Source organism: Clostridiales bacterium, from assembly GCA_030016385.1.
Taxonomy (GTDB): Bacteria; Bacillota; Clostridia; order Clostridiales; family Oxobacteraceae; genus JASEJN01.
This window is the reverse complement of record JASEJN010000030.1, coordinates 1-19,953: the sequence shown is the minus strand read 5'-3', so window position 1 is coordinate 19,953 and position 19,953 is coordinate 1. Positions and strand designations below refer to the sequence as shown.

Below are 19,953 nucleotides of genomic sequence, written 5' to 3'. Positions count from 1 at the left end.
TAGATATTTACATTCAAAAAGCCCAAAACTTCATTGCACAAAGTTTCAGGCTTCTGCAAAGCGAATAAATATAATTTGGTTTAAAAACAACAATATTATAATTTATGATATATTAAAATGCAATAAAAAGTGAAAGAAATATATTATAAAATTTCATAGAACTTATCAAAACTTTCGTAATGCTCATTCATTGCTCAAAATAGCATGATCCTGTTTATACGTGATTTGAATTTCAAATTGAAGTTTATAGACTTTATTTTTAATGCAAGTGCTGAACAATAGTGGTATAATTATTCTGTCAATCTTCGATGTAAGGGGTATTTGCAATGGAATACAACAGTGAAAGAAAAGATAAACTATGGGGAATATTAAAAGATAAGTTGAAAGACAGGCTGAAGTATGTATTATTCATTGAGTTGAAAAAAGATCTTGTCCTAAAAAACAATTTATGCATCAAAAAAGATGTATTGCTGCCTATAAAAAGTGAATATCTGTTAAACGGTATTAAAACAGGAGAATATATAGATTCAATAAAATTAAATGAAATTATATCTTCCATCATCTTTGTGATGGGTTCCGACAGCAGCTTCAAATATAATGATTCATATTTAAAAATATTAATGGATTATGATAATAAAATAGAAAATTATATTCTGAAAAATGCTTTGGAGTATGCTAAAAAACGGAAATATTTTGATTCCATCGTATATTTTAATGCCTTGAGTTTCACACATAAGAAAGAGAAAGAGATAAAATACAATACTGCCATAGTTTTAAAAGAAATGGCTGAGCAGTCTCTAAAAAATAAAAACCGAAAAGATTACAGGCTTTACCATGATCTATCATTTTATATATTTTTTGAACTGAAAAGGCAGTATCCGGATTTCCCATACTCCGGTTTTTATTTGGGTTTTTATTATGCGGAGGAGAAAGAATATGATATGGCATTGAAGATATGGGGGGATTCATATCGTGCGCTTGGCGATCCCAAATACAAGGATAAACTCAAGAGGCTTATGGATGCAGTAAGTGCACAGAGGAATTTTGAACATGCTAAACAATCGATCGATAGCAATCATATAGAGGAGGCTTTAAGGATATTGATACCTCTTATCGAAAAATATGATAAGTGGAGCGAAGCCATTTATTATACAGCGCTTGCTTACAGAAAAGTTGAAAATTATGCAAAGGCAGAGCTGCTCTTGAATAATCTGTTAAAAAATGGGGAATGCTTTTCGGAAATATACAATGAACTTGGGCTATGCAAATTTTTTACAGGAGATATTGAGGATTCCATAAAGTATTTTGAAAAAGCCGTACACATTAAAAGAGATAATGCCGAATATTTGTGTAATCTTGCTTTGGCATATTCTGAAAATGGAGAGCATGATAAAGCTATGAAGATGATAAACGAGGCTTATGACAAAGCTCCTGATGATGATATAATAAAACAATCGAAGCAGCTTATAGAGAACAGATGAAAACTGTTGGACTGTTCCGGCAAAACGTTTTGAAAGGGTGATATTTTGAAGGTTATAAGGAATTTCCTGAAAAGATGCAGGATATTGACTTTGATGATAATAGACATAATACTTATAAATGTGTCCATACTGATCGGGCTTTACTTGAGGTTTTCCCTTGATGATTTATATCTCAGGATACCAAAGCATGATATGCAGAGGTATATTACTTCGGCGCCTGTCATAACTGCTATTTTTATTTTTGTGTTTTATTTATTCAAGCTATACAGCAGTTTATGGAGATATGCAAGCGTCAATGAGCTGATATCCATTGTCAGTGCGACTACCATATCTACGATAGCAAGTTATATTTACGGGCTGATTTTTGGCATCCAGATGCCAAGGAGCATATATGTGATATCATGGATGCTCATAATGCTTTTAGTCGGGGGAATAAGATTTTCATACAGGATTTTTTGGTTTGCTTATTTCTGGAGCAAGAAAGAAAAGTCGGCATTTAAGAATGTGCTGGTAATAGGAGCCGGAGCTGCGGGCGCGAGAATGATAAAAGAAATGCAGAAAAACAAGGAGCTTGGGTATTATCCCGTAGGGCTTATCGACGATGATAAATATAAACGCGGTAAATTCATAAATGGCGTTAGAGTGATAGGAAACAGCAGCGATATTGCAAGGATAGTCAAGAAGAAGGCCATAGATGAAATAATCATTGCAATTCCGTCGGCACATCAGTTCCAGAAGAAGAGAATAATAAACATATGCAAGGATGTAAAACGGAAAGTGAGGATCCTTCCCAGTGTCAATGATATGCTGGATGATGTATCATCCTTGACATTGAACAGATTGAGAGATATAGATATCGAGGATTTGCTGGGAAGGGAACCGATAAAGCTTGATATAGAAAATATTGCCGGATATTTAAGGAATAAAATAATTTTAGTTACAGGAGGCGGAGGGTCCATAGGCTCGGAGTTATGCAGGCAGATTGCAAAGTTTAATCCCAAAGAGCTTCTCATTCTTGATATATATGAGAATAACGCATATGATCTGCAAAACGAGCTCAAGTTTCTCTATAAGGATTTGAATTTAAAGATAATAATAGGGTCTGTAAGGGACAAAAAAAGACTGGATGATATATTCAATGAATATAGACCGGATGTTGTTTTTCATGCCGCAGCCCATAAGCACGTGCCCCTGATGGAGGATAACCCGTGTGAAGCTGTAAAGAACAATGTATTCGGAACGCTTAATGTTGCCCAGTGCGCTGATAAGTATAACGCTAAAAGGTTTGTGCTTATTTCCACTGATAAGGCTGTAAATCCTACGAATGTAATGGGTGCGACAAAGAGGATATGTGAAATGATAATAAAGTCCATCGATAAATACAGTAAAACAGAGTTTGTTTCGGTAAGATTCGGAAATGTTTTAGGAAGCAATGGCTCCGTCATACCACTTTTTAAAAAGCAGATCGAAAATGGGGGCCCGGTTACTGTGACACATCCTGAAGTAAACAGGTTCTTTATGACCATACCGGAGGCGGCACAGCTTGTTATTCAGGCAGGAGCCATGGCAAAGGGCGGCGAAATATTCGTACTGGATATGGGACAACCAGTTAAAATTATAGACCTTGCAAAGGATCTCATAAGGCTTTCAGGCCTTGAACCCGATAAGGACATAAAGATCGTCTTTACAGGACTCCGCCCCGGTGAAAAACTCTATGAAGAGGTGTTGATGGCAGAGGAGGGCCTTAAGAAAACCGCCCATGAAAAAATATTTGTTGGTAATTTGACCGGAATAGATTATAATATATTGATAAATGAATTAAATGATTTTCATAAAATCGATGAAAGCGATGATTATGCGATCAAAAAATACTTAAAATCTATCGTACCAACTTATAAAATAAATATGCAGTGACTGTGATGTTTAAAACATCACAAGTACATATTACATGGTGTATACAAATTATTTGAGGAATATTCTCCAAATATAAAATATGCACATCAATTATAAACCGAAGGTTTGGCGAATCGAAGTTACAATTTGAACTATTTGATAATGCTCTTACAGAATAGTATAATTAAGTGTGTTTATTATTACAGAATAACAGAGGAGGCAAATTGATGTCTTATAAACAGGATTTGTTGGAAAAAATAGAAAATAAAAAAGCTGTGGTAGGGGTTGTGGGCCTCGGCTATGTAGGACTGCCCCTTGCAGTAGAAAAAGCAAAAGCAGGCTATAAAGTAATTGGATTTGATGTTCAGGAGAAAAAAGTACAATCGGTAAATGAAGGCCATAATTATATAGGAGATATTGTTGACGCGGAGTTTTCGAAACTTGTAAAAGAGAAAAGGCTTCAGGCAACGTCGGATTTTAGCTTTATCAAGAATGTAGATACTGTTGCAATATGCGTTCCGACACCTCTTGATAAATATAAGCAGCCTGATATATCTTATGTTGTCAATTCAACAAAGAGTATTGCAGAATACCTGCACAAGGGTATGCTTGTTGTGCTTGAAAGCACCTCTTATCCAGGAACGACAGAGGAAGTTGTAAAACCCATACTGGAGAAAACCGGTCTTAAATGCGGTGATGATTTCTATCTCGCTTTTTCGCCTGAAAGAGTTGATCCTGGCAATAAGTATTATAAGACAAAAAATACTCCCAAGGTTGTTGGAGGAGTCACAAAGGATTGCACTGAAATAGCTGCGACGCTTTACAGAAATGTTCTCGAAGGCGAGATCTATACTGTTTCATCTCCTGCAGTCGCAGAAATGGAAAAAATTCTTGAAAATACGTTCAGAAATATAAATGTCGCTTTGGCAAACGAAATGGCAGTGTTATGTTCAAGAATGGGTATCGATGTCTGGGAGGTTATCGATGCGGCGTCGACAAAACCGTACGGTTTTATGCCGTTTTATCCGGGACCGGGACTTGGTGGGCATTGTATACCGATCGATCCTTTCTATTTGACATGGAAGGCAAGGGAGTATGATTACCACACCAAATTGATTGAATTGGCCGGAGAAATAAATGATTACATGCCTGAATTTGTTGTGGAAAATGCTGCCAAAGTACTTAACAAGCATAAAAAACCGTTGAATGGTTCCAAAGTGCTGCTGCTCGGTGTGGCATACAAAAAGGATATCGATGACTTAAGGGAATCGCCTGCTCTCAAGGTAATAGAAAATCTTGAGAAGGAAAATGCGTTGGTAAAATATAATGATCCTTATATACCAGAATTTAAGCATAAGGGTAAGGTTTATAAGTCAATAGATATCAATGACGATGTAATAAGAGATGCTGATATAGTGATAATTACAACAGATCATTCAAAATATGATTATAATTCCATAATAAAGAATGCCAAATTAATACTCGATACGAGAAATGCAACTGCTAAATATGATGTAGATAAAGAAAAGGTTTTTAAATTGTAATAGACATGCTAAGCAAAAGCTTAGCATGTTTAAAGTTTATAACATAAGCATACTGAATGGAATATTTATCACATGGCAGTGGGAGATTTGTATGAAAAACATGAAATTAAGATATATTGGTGAGGATGAATACGACAGATGGGATAAGTTTGTGGATTCGTCCCCGCAGGGGAATATATTTAATAAAAGTTTTTTTATTAAAGCTGTATCAGATGCTTTGAGGATATTGGTATGCGAAGAAAATGGCAGAATAATAGGCGGCATTGCACTGCCGCATACATATGGCAGGTTTTATAGAAATCCCAAATTGACACCGCAGCTTGGCATATTATTACCGCCTTTAAATCCTGAGGAAAAGCATTCAAAGCGTTTATCAAGGGAAATCGATATAATAAAAGCCATAATTCATAGCTTACCTGATTTTCTACAGCTTGATTATAGCTTCAGCTATAATTTCTCCAATCTTTTGCCATTCATATGGGAGGGTTATAATCTAAACGTTTATTATACTTATGTCCTTGAGAACATCAAAGATTTAGATATTGTTTACAAAAACTTTGATTATGATATTAAATATGAAATCAAAAGGGCTATGAAAAATGGTTTAATAGTTAAATCCGACCCGGATATAAAAAGATTCTACGAAATAAATAAAAAATCATATGCAAGGCAAGATATGGAAATGCCTTATACGCTGGATTTGCTTGTAAATTTAGACGAGGCAATGCAAGAAAGCAACAGCAGGAAGATGCTTTTTGCCGTAAATAAGGATGGCCGGGCAATCGCTGCAGTATATTTGATATATGATGCAAGATGCACGTATTATCTGATGGGCGGCGCGGACCCTGAATACAGAAATACCGGTGCGCAATCGTTGCTTTTATGGGAGGGAATAAAATTTGCATCAAATGTTTCAGCAATGTTTGATTTTGAAGGCTCGGTAAAGGAAAGCATTGAAAGTTATTTTAGGAAGTTTGGCGGCAATCAAAAAATAATATACAATATATATAAGAGCAGTCCTTTAATAAAAATGATATATAATATCGCAAGGAAAAATAAAAATATTGTCAGAAAAATAATTAAGGTGTAAGAATATGATAAACCTTATCTTAAACAATATTATAAAGAATAATTTTAGCATCCATATAAAAAGAGTCATATATACTTTCTTTTATCTTACAGAGGGATATAATGATGATGTTTGTGTTTCCGACGGGTATAAAAGGGGTTGTATAAATATATATTATGGAACGGAGCCTGTAGGCAGCAAATTTATTTATATACCCCGTGAAGAAACAAAAGGTGCCGTTTTGTATTTTCACAGATATGGAAACTATTTATTTGCATCTTTTTTGCGGGATATCGATGAGCCCTTTAGCAAGATTAACGGCAATATATATTTTAAATTTGATATATTATCCGTTTCATTCTTTTTAATATCATGCAAAGAGGAATACATAATCAAAAAAAGGGATGCAATCGGGAGATTTTTAGCTGATTATAGCATGAGGAAGGATAAGATAACTTTTCCTTTTTTTGATGCGCATTCAAGGATATTGCTGGATTCCATAAAAATGCTTTATCAGCAGTTGAATTTAAGTAATGAGCACTTCAGAATATTGCTGACTCATGATGTAGACAGCGTAAACAGCAGGAACAAATATGTGTTTTTGCATAATGCAAAAGAGCTATTATATGATAATAATATAAGTTTTGCAAAGAGATTTGACACCTTGACAAGATCGATTATATATAATACGCATTTCCAATTCAGAAATTACATGAATATTGAAAGCAAGAGGGGTGTCAAATCGGAATTTTACTTTATAGAAGGTAGAAAGAACCGAAAGGGCAAGAGGTATGAATTAAGCGATATAATTCAGGATATACGGCTTATAGAAGATAATGGCTGCATCATAGGCATCCATACGAATTATTTTTCTTACGATAATGTGGAAAATATAAAAAAAGAGATTATGTCCATCGAGAAAGCGACGGATATAAAAGTCAAAAGCGGCAGGAACCATTATTTAAGATTTGATATTCCGAATTCGTGGAACGTATTGAGGAAAGCCGGCATTATGTTTGATTCGACACTTGGATATTCGGATCATAACGGATTCAGGGCTGCAACCGCGAGACCTTTTTTGCCTTATGATGTTAATAATGATAATATAATAGATATATATGAAATCCCATTGGTGATAATGGATGGGAACATAATGGATAAGAATATCCCCTTTGATGAAAAGTGGCGCCGTATAAAAATTGTCATCGATTTAATCTGTGAATATAGGGGCACTTCGGCTATACTGTGGCATAATTATGTGCTCGGTGATCCGGACTATAAAAATATGTATATAAAAATACTCGATTATATTCTTTATAAAGGCGGACAATGCATACTTTCAAGGGAATTAAAATCTGATATGCTTTATCAGAAAAGGAAAATAGACGAGCTAATGAGCATGGTTGGAGGAAATAAATGATCAGTACAAAGAATATTGCTAAGTACGGAGCGCTGATTTCGATAATTCTTACATTAAGCAAAATAGCCGGTTTTGGAAGGGAATTTGTAATAGCCACTTTTTTTGGAGCCGGAGTAGAATCAGACGTATTCAAGATCGCTACAACAGCGCCTAATATGATATTCAGCTGTGTAAATGCAGCACTTGTGACAATGTTTATACCAGTATTTTCAAATGTAAAAAATGACAGGGAAAAGGCTAATATGCTCTATAATAATATATTCAACATAATATTAGTCGCCTGTTCATTTTTAGCTGTCCTGGGTGTTGCAGGTTCACCGGTTATAATAAGGATACTTGCAAGCGGTTTCAAGGGTGAAGAATTCAGAATGGCTGTCAGCATGACTCGGATAGTAATGCCATCCATAATATTCTTGGGAATAAGCGGAATACTGACGGGCTATCTGCAATCCTACGGCATATTCCTGCAGCCTGCACTTACAGGTATTTCAGCGGATCTGATAATAATAGCCGGTATTGTTTTTTTTGCACGTTATGGCATAATATCCGGCATTATCGCGACGCTGATAGGCTCTGCAGCCCAGTTTCTGATACAGAGACCATTTATGAGGGACTATAAATATAAGTTCTATATTAATTTCAAGGATGAAAATGTAAAAAAAATGCTCATGCTTTCTATTCCGATACTTATAAGCACTGCTGCAAACCAGATAAATATAACTGTCGATAGGACATTTGCTTCACACCTGGCGGCAGGCTCTATCTCCGTTGTCGATAACGCAAGCAAAATAAGCAGTATTATCAATCAGGTATTTATTTTTTCAATAACGACGGTGCTTTATCCTATGCTTACGGAAAGATATAATAAAGAGGACAAAAAAGATTTTATCGAGCTTTTCAATAAATCGATCAATCTGATCATAATAATCGCGGTACCTTTGATTCTTGGAATGTATGTACTCGGAGGCCCGCTTATAAGAATACTTCTCCAGCATGGAAAATTCACTAAAAATGCTGCAGAATTGACTTCAATGTGCCTGAAATATTTAGTATTTGGAGCCCTTGGTTATTCGCTGATCGACATAATGAACAAGGTGTTTTTCTCTGCCAAGGATTCTATAACTCCGATGAAAAATGGAATACTATTAGTGTGCCTCAATATATTGTTTTTGACCATTTTAGTTCCAAGGCTTGGTATAAAGGGTCTGGTAATATCTACAATATCATCGGTCACTATATCTTCTTTGATAATGCTTGTAAGATTCAAGAAAAAGCTTAAAAATATAAGTTATATGAATCTTTTGATAGTATTGTCAAAATCTGCTTTTGCAGGTATTATTATGGCTTTGTTAGTTTCTTTTACATATAATTATTCAGGCCTGATTATTAAAAGCGGTTCCCTTGTAATAACTGCATTTAGATTTTTGGCATCGACTGCAGTCGGAGTCGTAGTATATATTTTAATGCTCAGACTTCTAAAGGTTGACGAAGTTAAAATGATTTTGCTATTTAAAAAGCATTAAATTTTATATTTGCTAGACGGCAAAAATATACTTAATGGGGGTATAGTTATGGATAAATTAAATTTTGCGATTATAGGATGCGGGAGGATATCGCCTAACCATGTAAAGGCGCTTATAGAAAACAAGGATGATGCGAATTTGAAAGCTGTATGCGATATCGTGCCTGAAAACGCTATAGCCAGGAAAAACCAATATGAAGAACAAATAACTGGAAGCAGCGTAAATGTCTATACGGATTATAAGGAAATGCTCGATAAGGAAGACATAGACGTTGTGACCGTCGCAACTGAAAGCGGATATCATCCTAAAATAGCTATTTACTGTATGAATAAAGGGAAACATGTCATATGTGAAAAACCGATGGCCCTTTCAATCAAGGATGCGGACGAAATGATTGAAACCGCGAAGGCAAACAAAGTGAAACTATGTATAAGTCATCAGAACAGATTCAACCCGGTAGTCCAAAAATTGAGGGCGGCATTGGAGAGCGGAAGGTTTGGAAAATTAGTAAACGGTACGGCAAGAATATTATGGAGAAGGAATATGGATTATTACAGGCAGTCGCCATGGAGGGGAACATGGAAATTAGACGGCGGCACATTAATGAATCAGTGCATTCATGATATAGATTTGCTGCAGTGGATGCTTGGCGGGGAAGTCGATACTGTATATTCCATGTGCGGTACGTATCTGAGGGATATAGAAGGAGAGGATTTCGGAGCCGTTCTTGTAAGGTTTAAAAATAATGCTGTAGGTATAATAGAGGGAAGTGCGTGTGTGTATCCTAAAAATCTGGAAGAAACGCTTAGCATTTTCGGCGAAAAAGGGACGGTATGTCTCGGAGGGCTTGCTGTAAACAGAATAGAGACATGGAGGTTTGAAGACCAAAAAGATTCTGAGGATGAAATATTAAGAGTACAGGAGTCAGACCCGGATTCTGTTTATGGCCATGGCCATACCCCGCTTTTTAAGAATATGATAGATGCCATAAGGTATGACAGGGAGCCGTTGATAAATGGCGCTGAGGGCAAAAAGGCACTTTCAATAGTCCTTGCAGCATATAAATCAAGATTGGACGGCACGCAGGTTAAATTTCCTTTAAAGGATTTTTCAACCCTCGAAATGTATAATTTAAAGGAGAGATAGTTTTGAACTATGTATCATCTAAATCGAATGTTGGCAATAATGTTAAAATAGGATATTTCAGCGTCATAGAAGATAATGTATCCATAGGTGATGATTGCGTTATCGGGAATAATGTCACCATACATGGGGGTTCGATAATTGGCAACAATGTAAGGATAGATGACAATGCAGTTATCGGAAAGAAACCTCTAAGGTCAATAAATAGTATATTTAAAGACAAAAACGATTATGAGCCTTGCAGGATCGGAAATGGGACATTGATAGGTACCGGCGCTGTTATATATGCGGAGTGCAAAATAGGCGAAGGTGTTTTAATAGCAGACCTTGCTACAGTCAGGGAAGATGTGAAAATAGGAAACGAAACGATTATAGGCAGGGGAGCTTCCATAGAGAACCTTACAAATATAGGCGCAAGGTGCAAGATTGAAACCAATGCTTATATTACTGCTTATTCGGAAATTGAGGACAATGTATTTATTGCACCTGGAGTCGTAACATCAAACGATAATTATGCCGGCAGGAGCCAGGAAAGGTTTAAACATTTCAAAGGCATAACCGTAAAAAGAGGGGGAAGGGTTGGAGCACAGGCTACAATACTTCCCGGCAAGACGATAAATGAGGACGGCTTTGCCGCTGCAGGAAGTGTGGTCACAAAGGATATTGATGCAAAAAAGATAGCTGCAGGAAACCCTGCAAGAATATTAAGAGACGTTGATCCGGCACAACTATTGGAAAATCAGAAATAAGGATGGTGCAAATTTCATGAGAAATCTGGAGAATACGATAAATAATATTTTCAAGAATAAAAAATTAAAAAAAGCATATTTTATATTTTCAATTTTGTTTATTATATTATTTTGTATAAATGCTTTTATCTCAAATATGTATCCATATACATGGCAGAATAAGCTAAACTCAGATGAACAGAACAGCCGAATAGAGAAGAAGAATGATTATGCTCCTCCGAGCAATAATCAGGAAATAATATTTAAGGATAAGCATTTTGAAGAAGTAATAAAGACCGTTTTAAAAATCGAGGGTAAAAAAATATATAATACTGATCTGGAAGGGATAGAGAAATTGGACCTAAACACTTTGGATATTGAAAGCGTTGCGGATATTAAATATTTTCCATCGCTTAAGATTTTGGATTTATCGAGAAATCATATAAAGGATTTAAGCGGGATTGATAAACTGGATAATTTAGAAGAGCTAAATCTATATGGTAACAAGATTGATGATATAAAGCTTTTGAGTGCCATGAGTAAGCTAAAGACATTGGACCTGGCCAATAATAACATAAGCGATATTGATTCACTTTCAAACTTATATAATCTGGAGACAGTCGATCTTTCTTTTAATAAGATTAGCAACATAGAACCGTTATTGAATCTCAGAAATTTGAATACACTCGATATATCAAAAAACAACATAAAGAGTAAAGATGACATTAAAAAATTGAGCTTTGTTAAAAATTTATATGACTGGGGAAACTAAAATCTGTTTTTGCGAGGTGATGATTTGTGAATAAAAAGAGATACATGTTCAATGCAGTGATATTTTTCATTCTTTTGTCCTATAGTTACTATTTCTATTTTTTTGTGTTTCAAAATTACAGGGTTAAAATAGGGTTTTTTTTAAGCCCTGACTATACTAAACTTGTGGAAGCCTTAATCTTTGTAATCCTATTTGATCTTTTTTATTATAAATACAATGTAAATGAAAGCATATATCTGTCTATAAGCTATATATTATATTTATTTATTTTTGTACCTTCGTCTATATTTTACTGGATGTCCGAGGGTGCAAGAAGTTATTTTTATATGCAGGTTATATCGTTTGCCGTTTTAAATATGATTTATATTCTGGTAAAGCAAAAGAATTTATTCAACACAAATGAGTTATTAAAGCGTTTTTCCATTAAAACCGATGATTCAGCCAAACCGAATAAGCTGGCTTTTATGCTCTTGACCATAATTTCGATATTCTTTATTGTAGATATAATCATTTACTCGCAATATGGCCATTCCTTAAGCTATTTATTCCATCTTGATAAAGTTTATGATATCAGATATGTTACAAGGGAAACTCTTCCGAATAAGCTATTTTACTTGATATCATGGTCGACGATGGCCATAGTTCCTGTAACTATAGCATGGACGATAAGAATAAAGAAGCTTTACTTAGCTGCTATTCCCATATTTATTCAAATACTGCTTTTTACAATCGGCGGCGACAAGATTTATATTTTTGCATTGATGTTGTCTGTTTTTATATACATAATCTATAGATATAAGCTGATGTACTATTTTGTTATATTGCTTAATTATATGATAGCCCTTTTGCTTATTATAAAAAAGGGGTTCATACTGTCTCTCGCTATAAGCAGAGTATTCTTTGAGCCTATGTCGCTTAGCTACAGTTATTATTATTTTTTCAGTAAATATCCCAAGATGTATCTTTCAAGCAGTATATTCAGTCGTTTTATTGATAACCCTTATAAACTTGACTCTCCATTTATAATTTCAAAGTATATTTACAGGGTGCCTAAGATGTCTGCAAATGTGAATTTCATTGCAAACGCATATAGCAACTTTGGTTTTTTAGGCATAGTTGTTTTCACTGTAATATTAGGGATCTTTTTACTGATTATTGAAAATATTACCTATGATAAAAAAATGAAAGCATTAGTCATGTTTACCGTGTTCAGCTCGTGCTATGAATTGGAAAATTCCGCACTGCTTACTACTTTGTTTTATCATGGACTTATGGCAAGCATTGTGATGGCGTATCTGCTTGTATTGGTATATAAGAAGAAAAAGTCGCAAGCCGATTATCCGTTGAAGCAGTGAATCATATTTTAGCTCGAAGTACATATGCCATATTCTAATTTGGAAGTGAAAATATATGAAAATACTTACCGTCGTAGGGGCAAGGCCCCAGTTTATAAAAGCCGCACCCGTATCCAGGGAGCTTAGAAAAAATAATAAAGAGATATTAGTCCATACGGGGCAGCATTACGATTATAATATGTCTGATATTTTTTTCAATGAGTTGAATATACCGAAACCTGATTACAATCTTGGCGTAGGCTCAAAAAGTCATGGAAGACAAACCGGGGAGATGCTTATAAAGATAGAAGAGACAATCTTTAATGAAAAGCCGGATATGGTGCTGGTATACGGGGATACAAATTCTACTATCGCAGGAGCACTGGCAGCCAGCAAGTTGAATATCCCTGTCGCTCATGTTGAGGCGGGTCTTAGAAGTTTTAATATGCGAATGCCTGAGGAGCAGAACAGGATATTGACCGACCATATATCATCCATTTTGTTTTGTCCGACTGAAACGGCAGTTAAAAATCTAAATAAGGAAAATATAACTAAAAATGTATATAATACAGGGGATGTTATGTACGATTCAGTGCTGTATAATGTAAAAAAGGCAGAAGAGAAAATTGATTTTTCAAATTCGCAGAAGGCATTGAAATATTGCAATGATATTCCTTTGGAATATCAATTCGATTATACGAAAATCGAGAGTGGCAATTATATATTGACCACGATACATCGCGCGGAGAATACCGACGGCATCGGAAAACTGGAAGTAATAGTGGATGCTTTAAATAACATCGATTATCCCGTTGTCTTTCCTGTGCATCCGAGAATCAGAAAAAATATGGTGGAAGTTTTAAATAAGATAAAAATGAAAAAATCAAATATTTCATTTATAGAACCAGTCGGATATCTTGAGATGCTTGTACTGGATAAAAATGCCAGAAAAGTCGTGACCGATTCGGGCGGGCTGCAGAAGGAAGCATATTTCCTTAAAACCCCCTGTATTACATTGAGGGAGCAGACCGAGTGGCTGGAAACGCTTAATGACGGCTGGAATGTGCTATGCGGAATCGATAAGCGGCAGATAATATCCCAGATAAACAGCATATTCGATAAAAACAAACCGAGAGGAAATTATTTCGGCGATGGAAATTCTTCGGCAAAAATTGCCGGTATAATTGCGAAATTTGGTCTATAGTGAAGGTGGGATTTTCCTTGAATATTCTATTTTTGACTCAATACTGTCCTCCGGAGGTTGGCGCTCCTCAGAACAGGATTTTTGAATTTGCAAAGTGCCTGAAAAAATATGGACATGAAGTAAGCATACTTACTGCGATGCCGAATTATCCGAAAGGCGAAATATTTGAAGGTTATAAGGGCAAAAAATCCCTTTTAGAAGAAATCGAATGTATAAAGATTATCAGAACAAGTATATATGCGACAAAAAGCAATAAATTTACTAAAAGGTTAAGAAATTATCTTTCTTTTTCGATTTCGAGCGTAATAACCGGAAGGAAATATGTTAAAAATGTAGATGTAATAATAACGGAGTCCCCCCCGCTGTTTTTGGGTTACTCCGGTTACCTGCTAAGCAGGATAAAGAAGTGCAAGTATGTTTTCAATGTTTCAGACCTGTGGCCTGAGTCAGCGGTAAAACTTGGAGTGCTCCATAATAAATTTTTGATTAATGCTTCGACATGGCTTGAGGAATTTTGCTATAAAAAGGCTGATTTGATTACGGGACAAACCCGCGGAATCGTGGATAATATCAAAAGCAGGATCGCACAAAAGGATAAGGTCCATCTATTAACAAATGGTGTTGATACCGAACTTTTTGGCAGGGAGAATAGAAGCGAGGATTTAAGAAGAGAATGGGGCATAAGCGATAAATTTGCCGCTTGCTATGCAGGTATACATGGCATAGCCCAGGGACTTGAAGTAATAATAAACGCAGCGAAGTTATTGAGGGATAACGAGAATATATGCTTTGTTTTTATCGGTGAAGGCCCTGAAAAGCAAAAGCTTATATCTTTGAAGGAAAAGTATAAATTGAATAATGTATTATTTTTCCCGATGCAGGCAAAAAAACAGATGCCCCGTATAATTGCGTCTATGGATGCGGCGGTCATTCCGCTCAAAAAGCTGGACCTGTTCAAGGGGGCGCTGCCGTCGAAGATGTTTGAAGCGCTGGCATCAGAGCTTCCTATCGTTTTGTCTGTAGAAGGGGAGGCCGAGAAGCTCATAAGGTCAGCCGATGCGGGGATATGCGTTGAACCCGAAAACAGCGAGGAGATTGCCCAGGCAGTTCTGAAGCTTTATAAAGACGAGGGACTGAGGAAACATTTCGGAGAAAACGGACGCCAATATGTAATGAATAATTATTCAAGGCAAAATATCAGTAAAATGTTTGAAGGTTTGCTTCAAAGTCTCATTAAATGATATCCGGAGGATTTAAAATGCAATTTGAGGTAATGAGAGTAAAAATAATAGAGAGGCTTGAAAGCCGAAAACTTGATCTGTCCATCAAGAGGCTTTTCGATTTTTTTGCCTCGCTGATATTATTTATAATACTTCTGCCGGTTATGATCGTGATTTCGATTTTAATAAAGGCGGAATCGGAAGGTCCTGTAATATTCAGGCAAAAGAGGATAGGGTATATGGGCAGGCCTTTTACGATATTCAAGTTCAGGACCATGGTGAATAACGCTGAAAATTTATTCAGGCTGAATGTAGATAAGGAAAATCTGGGCTCTCTTGTGTTTCAGGATAAGGATGATCCGAGGATTACAAAGATCGGTGGATTTTTAAGAAGGACCAGCCTCGACGAACTTCCACAGCTTGTAAATGTTCTGATAGGCAATATGACGCTTGTGGGGCCAAGGCCGGAAATACCTGCTGTAGCCGATCTTTATAATGATAAGCAAAAATTGAGGTTATATATAAAACCCGGCGTTACAGGCTTGGCTCAGGTAAGCGGCAGAGGAGAAATAGAGCTTGATAAGACAATTGAATTTGATCTTGAATATATTATGAATTTTAGCATATGGCTCGATGTTGAGATACTTTTTAGGACAATAAGGACGGTATTTAAAAAAGAGGGTGCATATTAAAATATGCAATTGATCCTTTTGAGGAGTTACTGATTATGAAATTAGGGTATAAAATATTATATTTATTTATTTGCATATACTTTGTTTTAGTACCTTTGCTCCCGAGCACATTTGAGTATAAAAATATACCTATAAATAGCAATATTATATTAATACTGATATTGCTGTTTTATATATCGATCATTTTAATGAGCAGGGAGAGTAGAAAAAGGTTTTTAGGATATTTAAAGGATATTTCAACAGATCATTTTTGCATGATATTATTAATGATGATCGTATTGCTCTTTATTTCCACCCTATATGCTGCCGATAGAAGGGTGGCGTTAAAGGAAGCATTAAGATATACATCGTATTTTATGCTGTTTTTTATCATAAAGTATGAAATCGATGATAAAGATAAAATCGATATTTTGCTTAAGATATATATGTGCATGAATATGATAGTAGGTTCAATAGCCGTCGCTCAGTATTTCATTTACATGCATTCGGCACAATACAAGGGCCTGCAATATATTAAAATATCATCGACCCTTGACAATTCCAATATATTAAGTGCTTTTTTAATGCTGTCCCTATTTCCGCAGATAGTTTTTATGATTAACGTCAGGAATAGAAGGAAAAAAATACTATATGGATTGAGCGCCATGGTAGTAACCGCCGGGATATTGCTTACTTATTCAAGGAATGCGCTTTTAGGATTAATAATTGGAGCGATATTATTATCTATTGTTTACAGTAAAAAAATAATTTTATACATAATTGGATTTGGCGGGCTGTCATTGCTTATTCCCAAAGTATTTCAAAGATTTGTCGATATTTTAAATGTGTCGCAGAATACTTCGAGATTGAAAATATGGAAAACGGCTATTTATATGATAAAGGACAATCCTATATTAGGTATAGGAAGCGGAAATTTTCCGGTATTATACAACAGCTATATTAAAGTTCATCCCGAATTGAAATATTATTATAACAGCGGGATCGCCATACATCCACATAACCTTTTTTTAAAAATTCAATGTGAATTAGGCATACCCGGCACGATAATTTTCTTATTGCTCTTGGTTGTGCTTTTTATGAGGTATAAAGCTTTTCTAAACAATGACATCGATTATTTTCATCGATGGTTTTATACAGGATTTGCGATATCGTTATGTGTTTTCCTGTTTATGAATTTACTTGATAGTTTCTTTTCCACGCCAAAGGTGGAAATATATTTATGGAGCCTGATTGCGATCCAGCAGTCGATAATATATCATAAACTTTGCGACAAGCGGGTGGTCAAATGATAAATGTGCTTCACCTGATTAACTATTCAGGCAAAGGGGGAACTGAAAAGTATATTTTAACGCTGATAAAAAATCTTGATAAAAATGGATGCAGGTTTTATCTTGCATATTCAATCAAAGGCGAGTTGATAGCCGAACTGGAGAAAATAAATATAAAAACATTTAAAATACCTATGAGGAGTTGCTTTGACATAAGAGCAGCTTTTTTGCTAAAAAAAATCTGTGAAAAATATTCTGTTGACATTGTCCATACTCATTTTTTAAGAGAAAACTGCATCAGCATATTATCAAAGATATTGGGCAATAAAATTAAAATAATAAATACAAGACACATGCTAACTGAGAACTCCACGCTGGTGGGATTCATAAATCGAATTTCATCAGTGTATGTCAACCGTTTTATTGCCGTAAGCAACGCGGTAAAAGAACAACTGGTCAGAGAGGGAATATCCAGTTCAAAAATATCTATGATTTATAATGGCGTAAATTTAAAATACTGGAATGGCAAATGCGAGCCATATATAAGGAAAGAGCTTAAAATAGATGGAAATGATTTCGTTGTTACAAATATTGCAAGGTTTACCGAAGAAAAAGGTCATAGTTTTCTCTTTGATTCTATTAAAACATTTAACAAAAAAAATGAGGAAAGAAGGGATAGAAGAAATATCAAGTTTTTATTAGCGGGCGATGGTGATTTGCTTGAGCATTTTAAAAATATTACTTTAAAGGAAGATACATATAGCAATGTAATTTTAACAGGATATAGAAAGGATATAAAGAGCATTTTGGATGAAAGCGATCTCTATGTTTCACCATCTAAAAGCGAGGCGTTCGGGATTTCTATTATTGAAGCTTTAGCATGCGGAAAACCTGTTATTGCAACAGATACCGGCGGTCAGGCGGAAATTTTAAAAGGCAACAAGTGCGGTGTACTGGTCAACTATGGCGATATTGACAGTTTCTGCAATGCCATGATGAAATTTATATATGATTATTCATTTTACAATACATGCAAGTTATATACAGTTAAAACCGTTGAAGAACATTTTTCAGATATGGATAGCTCGTTGAATACTTATAAAATATATGAGAAATGCATTGGAAAGTAATTATTGTGTGTATATAAATTATTTTGAAAGTTGATGGCTGCTTGCAGAAATGTTGTTATATGTATAAAATTGATGTAAATTTGGCAGATGTATTTGTTTTGGACTAATTCTCAGATTCGTTAATTGCATCTAGAATAAATAAAATTGATGTGGGATGAATATAATGATCGATAAAACTATTGAATATTTAACTTACTGTTTCTTTTTATTGGTTCCGCTTTCATGCTGGAAAGTGAAATTTCACGGAATACCTGTATCAGTGGATTTTATAATTGCTTCTCTTATTATCTTATTCTTTTTAATTAAGGTTTTATACTATAATAGCTTTAAGAGCGTTTTAAAACAAATAAGAGAATATATTATGTCAGACAAAATAGGAAAGCTTATTATAGTTTATATACTTGTTTCCATATTATCATTCATTAAATCAATCAATATCGGAGCGAGTATAGGTGAGATTTTACGCTTTCTATCATACATAATATTATCATCTATCATAATTATTAGCATAAAGGACAAGAAAACGGTGCATAGGATTCTTGTCTGCTCTATACTTGCATGTTATATCGTGTCAGTATTCGGCATTATACAGTATTTTACAGGGATAGGTCTTGATAAGGCATTTAACACTTTATACGGGTTTGGCACTTCAAGAAGGGTTGCATCGACGATGTTTAACCCCAATAATTATGCGGCATTTATCATGCTTTTTTGTTATCCCGTACTGCTTTCTGCCCTTTATATTGATAACAAACGAATCAAGGTGTTTCTTTTTATTTTATTCGGGCTGCTGACCGTAAATCTGATCTTGACATTTTCAAGAGGGGCTTGGCTTGGATTCATACTTGGATTAATAGTACTGGCCTTGATTTATAATAAGAAGATACTTCGTCTGATATTTATACCCGTACCGCTGCTGCTCGTACAAAGCATCAGGAACAGATTCATATCGATATTCAGCTTGACTTCAAAATATAATATTTCGAGAATTAAAATATGGGGAACAGGTCTTAAAATGATAGAGGATAATCCCATACTCGGAGTCGGACTTGGCAATTCAATTTATCTATATGATAAATATGTTGAGAAGTATCCGGAATTAAATACAGGCCATTCGATGTACCCGCTTCACAACTCGTTTTTAAAAATTCTAGCGGAAACTGGAATATTCAATTTTATAATTTTTTTAATGATAATATATTTTATAATGCTTAAAGTTTATAAAATATATGAATCTAACCGCTATTCTATTTTGAAAGGTATAAGCGGCGGATTTTTCATATCTTTAACAGGATATATCTTTATGAACTTTTTTGACAATTGTTTTTTTGATCCGCAGACGGCAGTATTCTTCTGGTTGAATTTTGCAGTTGTTATAGCATACAAGAATGTATTGAATGCTGCAGTTTTAAGTAGTGATATAGAGTCGTCATCGTATAGTATCGGCGAATAGGGTGGATAATGGGAAATAACTTTAACTTCGATTCGCAATATGAAATCAGGCATAAATAGGATTATGTTATTTTGAGCAA

General features: G+C 35.1%; 16 protein-coding genes. All 16 read left to right on the top strand.

Going from position 1 to position 19,953, the window contains the following annotated elements; all coding sequences use genetic code 11:
* The first annotated feature begins 326 nt into the window (after window positions 1–326).
* The 16 genes from QME45_08410 (at window position 327) to QME45_08335 (ending at window position 19,874) form a co-directional block, all read left to right on the top strand.
* Window positions 327–1,481, top strand: a complete 1,155-nt coding sequence (locus QME45_08410; GenBank protein ID MDI6618686.1) for a tetratricopeptide repeat protein — start codon at window positions 327–329, stop codon at window positions 1,479–1,481.
* A gap of 93 nt (window positions 1,482–1,574) precedes the next feature.
* The gene (locus QME45_08405; GenBank protein ID MDI6618685.1) at window positions 1,575–3,395 is read left to right on the top strand and encodes a nucleoside-diphosphate sugar epimerase/dehydratase; all 1,821 of its coding nucleotides are present in this window, start codon (window positions 1,575–1,577) and stop codon (window positions 3,393–3,395) included.
* 203 nt (window positions 3,396–3,598) lie between these two features.
* A complete protein-coding gene (locus QME45_08400; protein MDI6618684.1) occupies window positions 3,599–4,918 on the top strand; it encodes a nucleotide sugar dehydrogenase in 1,320 nt (439 codons plus the stop codon).
* Between the two features lie 91 nt (window positions 4,919–5,009).
* Window positions 5,010–6,008 carry a GNAT family N-acetyltransferase gene (locus QME45_08395; GenBank protein ID MDI6618683.1) on the top strand — a complete coding sequence of 333 codons (999 nt, stop codon included), beginning with the start codon at window positions 5,010–5,012 and terminating at the stop codon, window positions 6,006–6,008.
* 4 nt (window positions 6,009–6,012) lie between these two features.
* Window positions 6,013–7,407, top strand: a complete 1,395-nt coding sequence (locus QME45_08390) for a polysaccharide deacetylase family protein (protein ID MDI6618682.1) — start codon at window positions 6,013–6,015, stop codon at window positions 7,405–7,407.
* Window positions 7,404–8,930 (top strand): murein biosynthesis integral membrane protein MurJ, encoded by a 1,527-nt coding sequence (gene murJ, locus QME45_08385; GenBank protein ID MDI6618681.1) that lies wholly within the window; start codon window positions 7,404–7,406, stop codon window positions 8,928–8,930. The genes QME45_08390 and murJ overlap by 4 nt, the downstream gene beginning before the upstream one ends.
* Window positions 8,931–8,978: 48 nt before the next feature.
* Window positions 8,979–10,076 (top strand): Gfo/Idh/MocA family oxidoreductase, encoded by a 1,098-nt coding sequence (locus QME45_08380; GenBank protein MDI6618680.1) that lies wholly within the window; start codon window positions 8,979–8,981, stop codon window positions 10,074–10,076.
* Complete coding sequence (locus QME45_08375) at window positions 10,073–10,822, top strand: DapH/DapD/GlmU-related protein (GenBank protein ID MDI6618679.1); 750 nt, start codon at window positions 10,073–10,075, stop codon at window positions 10,820–10,822. The genes QME45_08380 and QME45_08375 overlap by 4 nt, the downstream gene beginning before the upstream one ends.
* A gap of 16 nt (window positions 10,823–10,838) precedes the next feature.
* The gene (locus tag QME45_08370) at window positions 10,839–11,573 is read left to right on the top strand and encodes a leucine-rich repeat domain-containing protein (protein ID MDI6618678.1); all 735 of its coding nucleotides are present in this window, start codon (window positions 10,839–10,841) and stop codon (window positions 11,571–11,573) included.
* A 26-nt stretch (window positions 11,574–11,599) separates the two neighbouring features.
* Window positions 11,600–12,928 (top strand): O-antigen polymerase, encoded by a 1,329-nt coding sequence (locus QME45_08365; GenBank protein ID MDI6618677.1) that lies wholly within the window; start codon window positions 11,600–11,602, stop codon window positions 12,926–12,928.
* A gap of 55 nt (window positions 12,929–12,983) precedes the next feature.
* Window positions 12,984–14,111 carry a UDP-N-acetylglucosamine 2-epimerase (non-hydrolyzing) gene (gene wecB / locus QME45_08360; GenBank protein ID MDI6618676.1) on the top strand — a complete coding sequence of 376 codons (1,128 nt, stop codon included), beginning with the start codon at window positions 12,984–12,986 and terminating at the stop codon, window positions 14,109–14,111.
* Window positions 14,112–14,128: 17 nt separating this feature from the next.
* Window positions 14,129–15,352, top strand: a complete 1,224-nt coding sequence (locus QME45_08355; protein ID MDI6618675.1) for a glycosyltransferase family 4 protein — start codon at window positions 14,129–14,131, stop codon at window positions 15,350–15,352.
* A gap of 17 nt (window positions 15,353–15,369) precedes the next feature.
* Window positions 15,370–16,023, top strand: coding sequence for an exopolysaccharide biosynthesis polyprenyl glycosylphosphotransferase (locus QME45_08350; protein MDI6618674.1), 654 nt, complete (start codon window positions 15,370–15,372; stop codon window positions 16,021–16,023).
* 35 nt (window positions 16,024–16,058) lie between these two features.
* On the top strand, window positions 16,059–17,312 hold the full coding sequence (locus QME45_08345) for an O-antigen ligase family protein (protein ID MDI6618673.1): 1,254 nt from the start codon (window positions 16,059–16,061) through the stop codon (window positions 17,310–17,312).
* Entirely contained in the window at window positions 17,309–18,421 is a 1,113-nt protein-coding gene (locus QME45_08340; GenBank protein ID MDI6618672.1) for a glycosyltransferase, read from the top strand. Before QME45_08345 ends, QME45_08340 begins: the two co-directional genes overlap by 4 nt.
* A gap of 361 nt (window positions 18,422–18,782) precedes the next feature.
* The gene (locus QME45_08335) at window positions 18,783–19,874 is read left to right on the top strand and encodes an O-antigen ligase family protein (protein MDI6618671.1); all 1,092 of its coding nucleotides are present in this window, start codon (window positions 18,783–18,785) and stop codon (window positions 19,872–19,874) included.
* Window positions 19,875–19,953 lie beyond the last annotated feature (79 nt).

Bases quoted from the DNA above. Each gene is read 5' to 3' on its own strand.
- QME45_08390 (MDI6618682.1), top strand. From the start codon at position 6,013: ATGATAAACCTTATCTTAAACAATATTATAAAGAATAATTTTAGCATC.
- QME45_08395 (MDI6618683.1), top strand. From the start codon at position 5,010: ATGAAAAACATGAAATTAAGATATATTGGTGAGGATGAATACGACAGA.
- QME45_08405 (MDI6618685.1), top strand. From the start codon at position 1,575: ATGATAATAGACATAATACTTATAAATGTGTCCATACTGATCGGGCTT.
- murJ (MDI6618681.1), top strand. From the start codon at position 7,404: ATGATCAGTACAAAGAATATTGCTAAGTACGGAGCGCTGATTTCGATA.
- wecB (MDI6618676.1), top strand. From the start codon at position 12,984: ATGAAAATACTTACCGTCGTAGGGGCAAGGCCCCAGTTTATAAAAGCC.
- QME45_08380 (MDI6618680.1), top strand. From the start codon at position 8,979: ATGGATAAATTAAATTTTGCGATTATAGGATGCGGGAGGATATCGCCT.
- QME45_08335 (MDI6618671.1), top strand. From the start codon at position 18,783: ATGTCAGACAAAATAGGAAAGCTTATTATAGTTTATATACTTGTTTCC.
- QME45_08340 (MDI6618672.1), top strand. From the start codon at position 17,309: ATGATAAATGTGCTTCACCTGATTAACTATTCAGGCAAAGGGGGAACT.
- QME45_08350 (MDI6618674.1), top strand. From the start codon at position 15,370: ATGCAATTTGAGGTAATGAGAGTAAAAATAATAGAGAGGCTTGAAAGC.
- QME45_08370 (MDI6618678.1), top strand. From the start codon at position 10,839: ATGAGAAATCTGGAGAATACGATAAATAATATTTTCAAGAATAAAAAA.
- QME45_08410 (MDI6618686.1), top strand. From the start codon at position 327: ATGGAATACAACAGTGAAAGAAAAGATAAACTATGGGGAATATTAAAA.
- QME45_08345 (MDI6618673.1), top strand. From the start codon at position 16,059: ATGAAATTAGGGTATAAAATATTATATTTATTTATTTGCATATACTTT.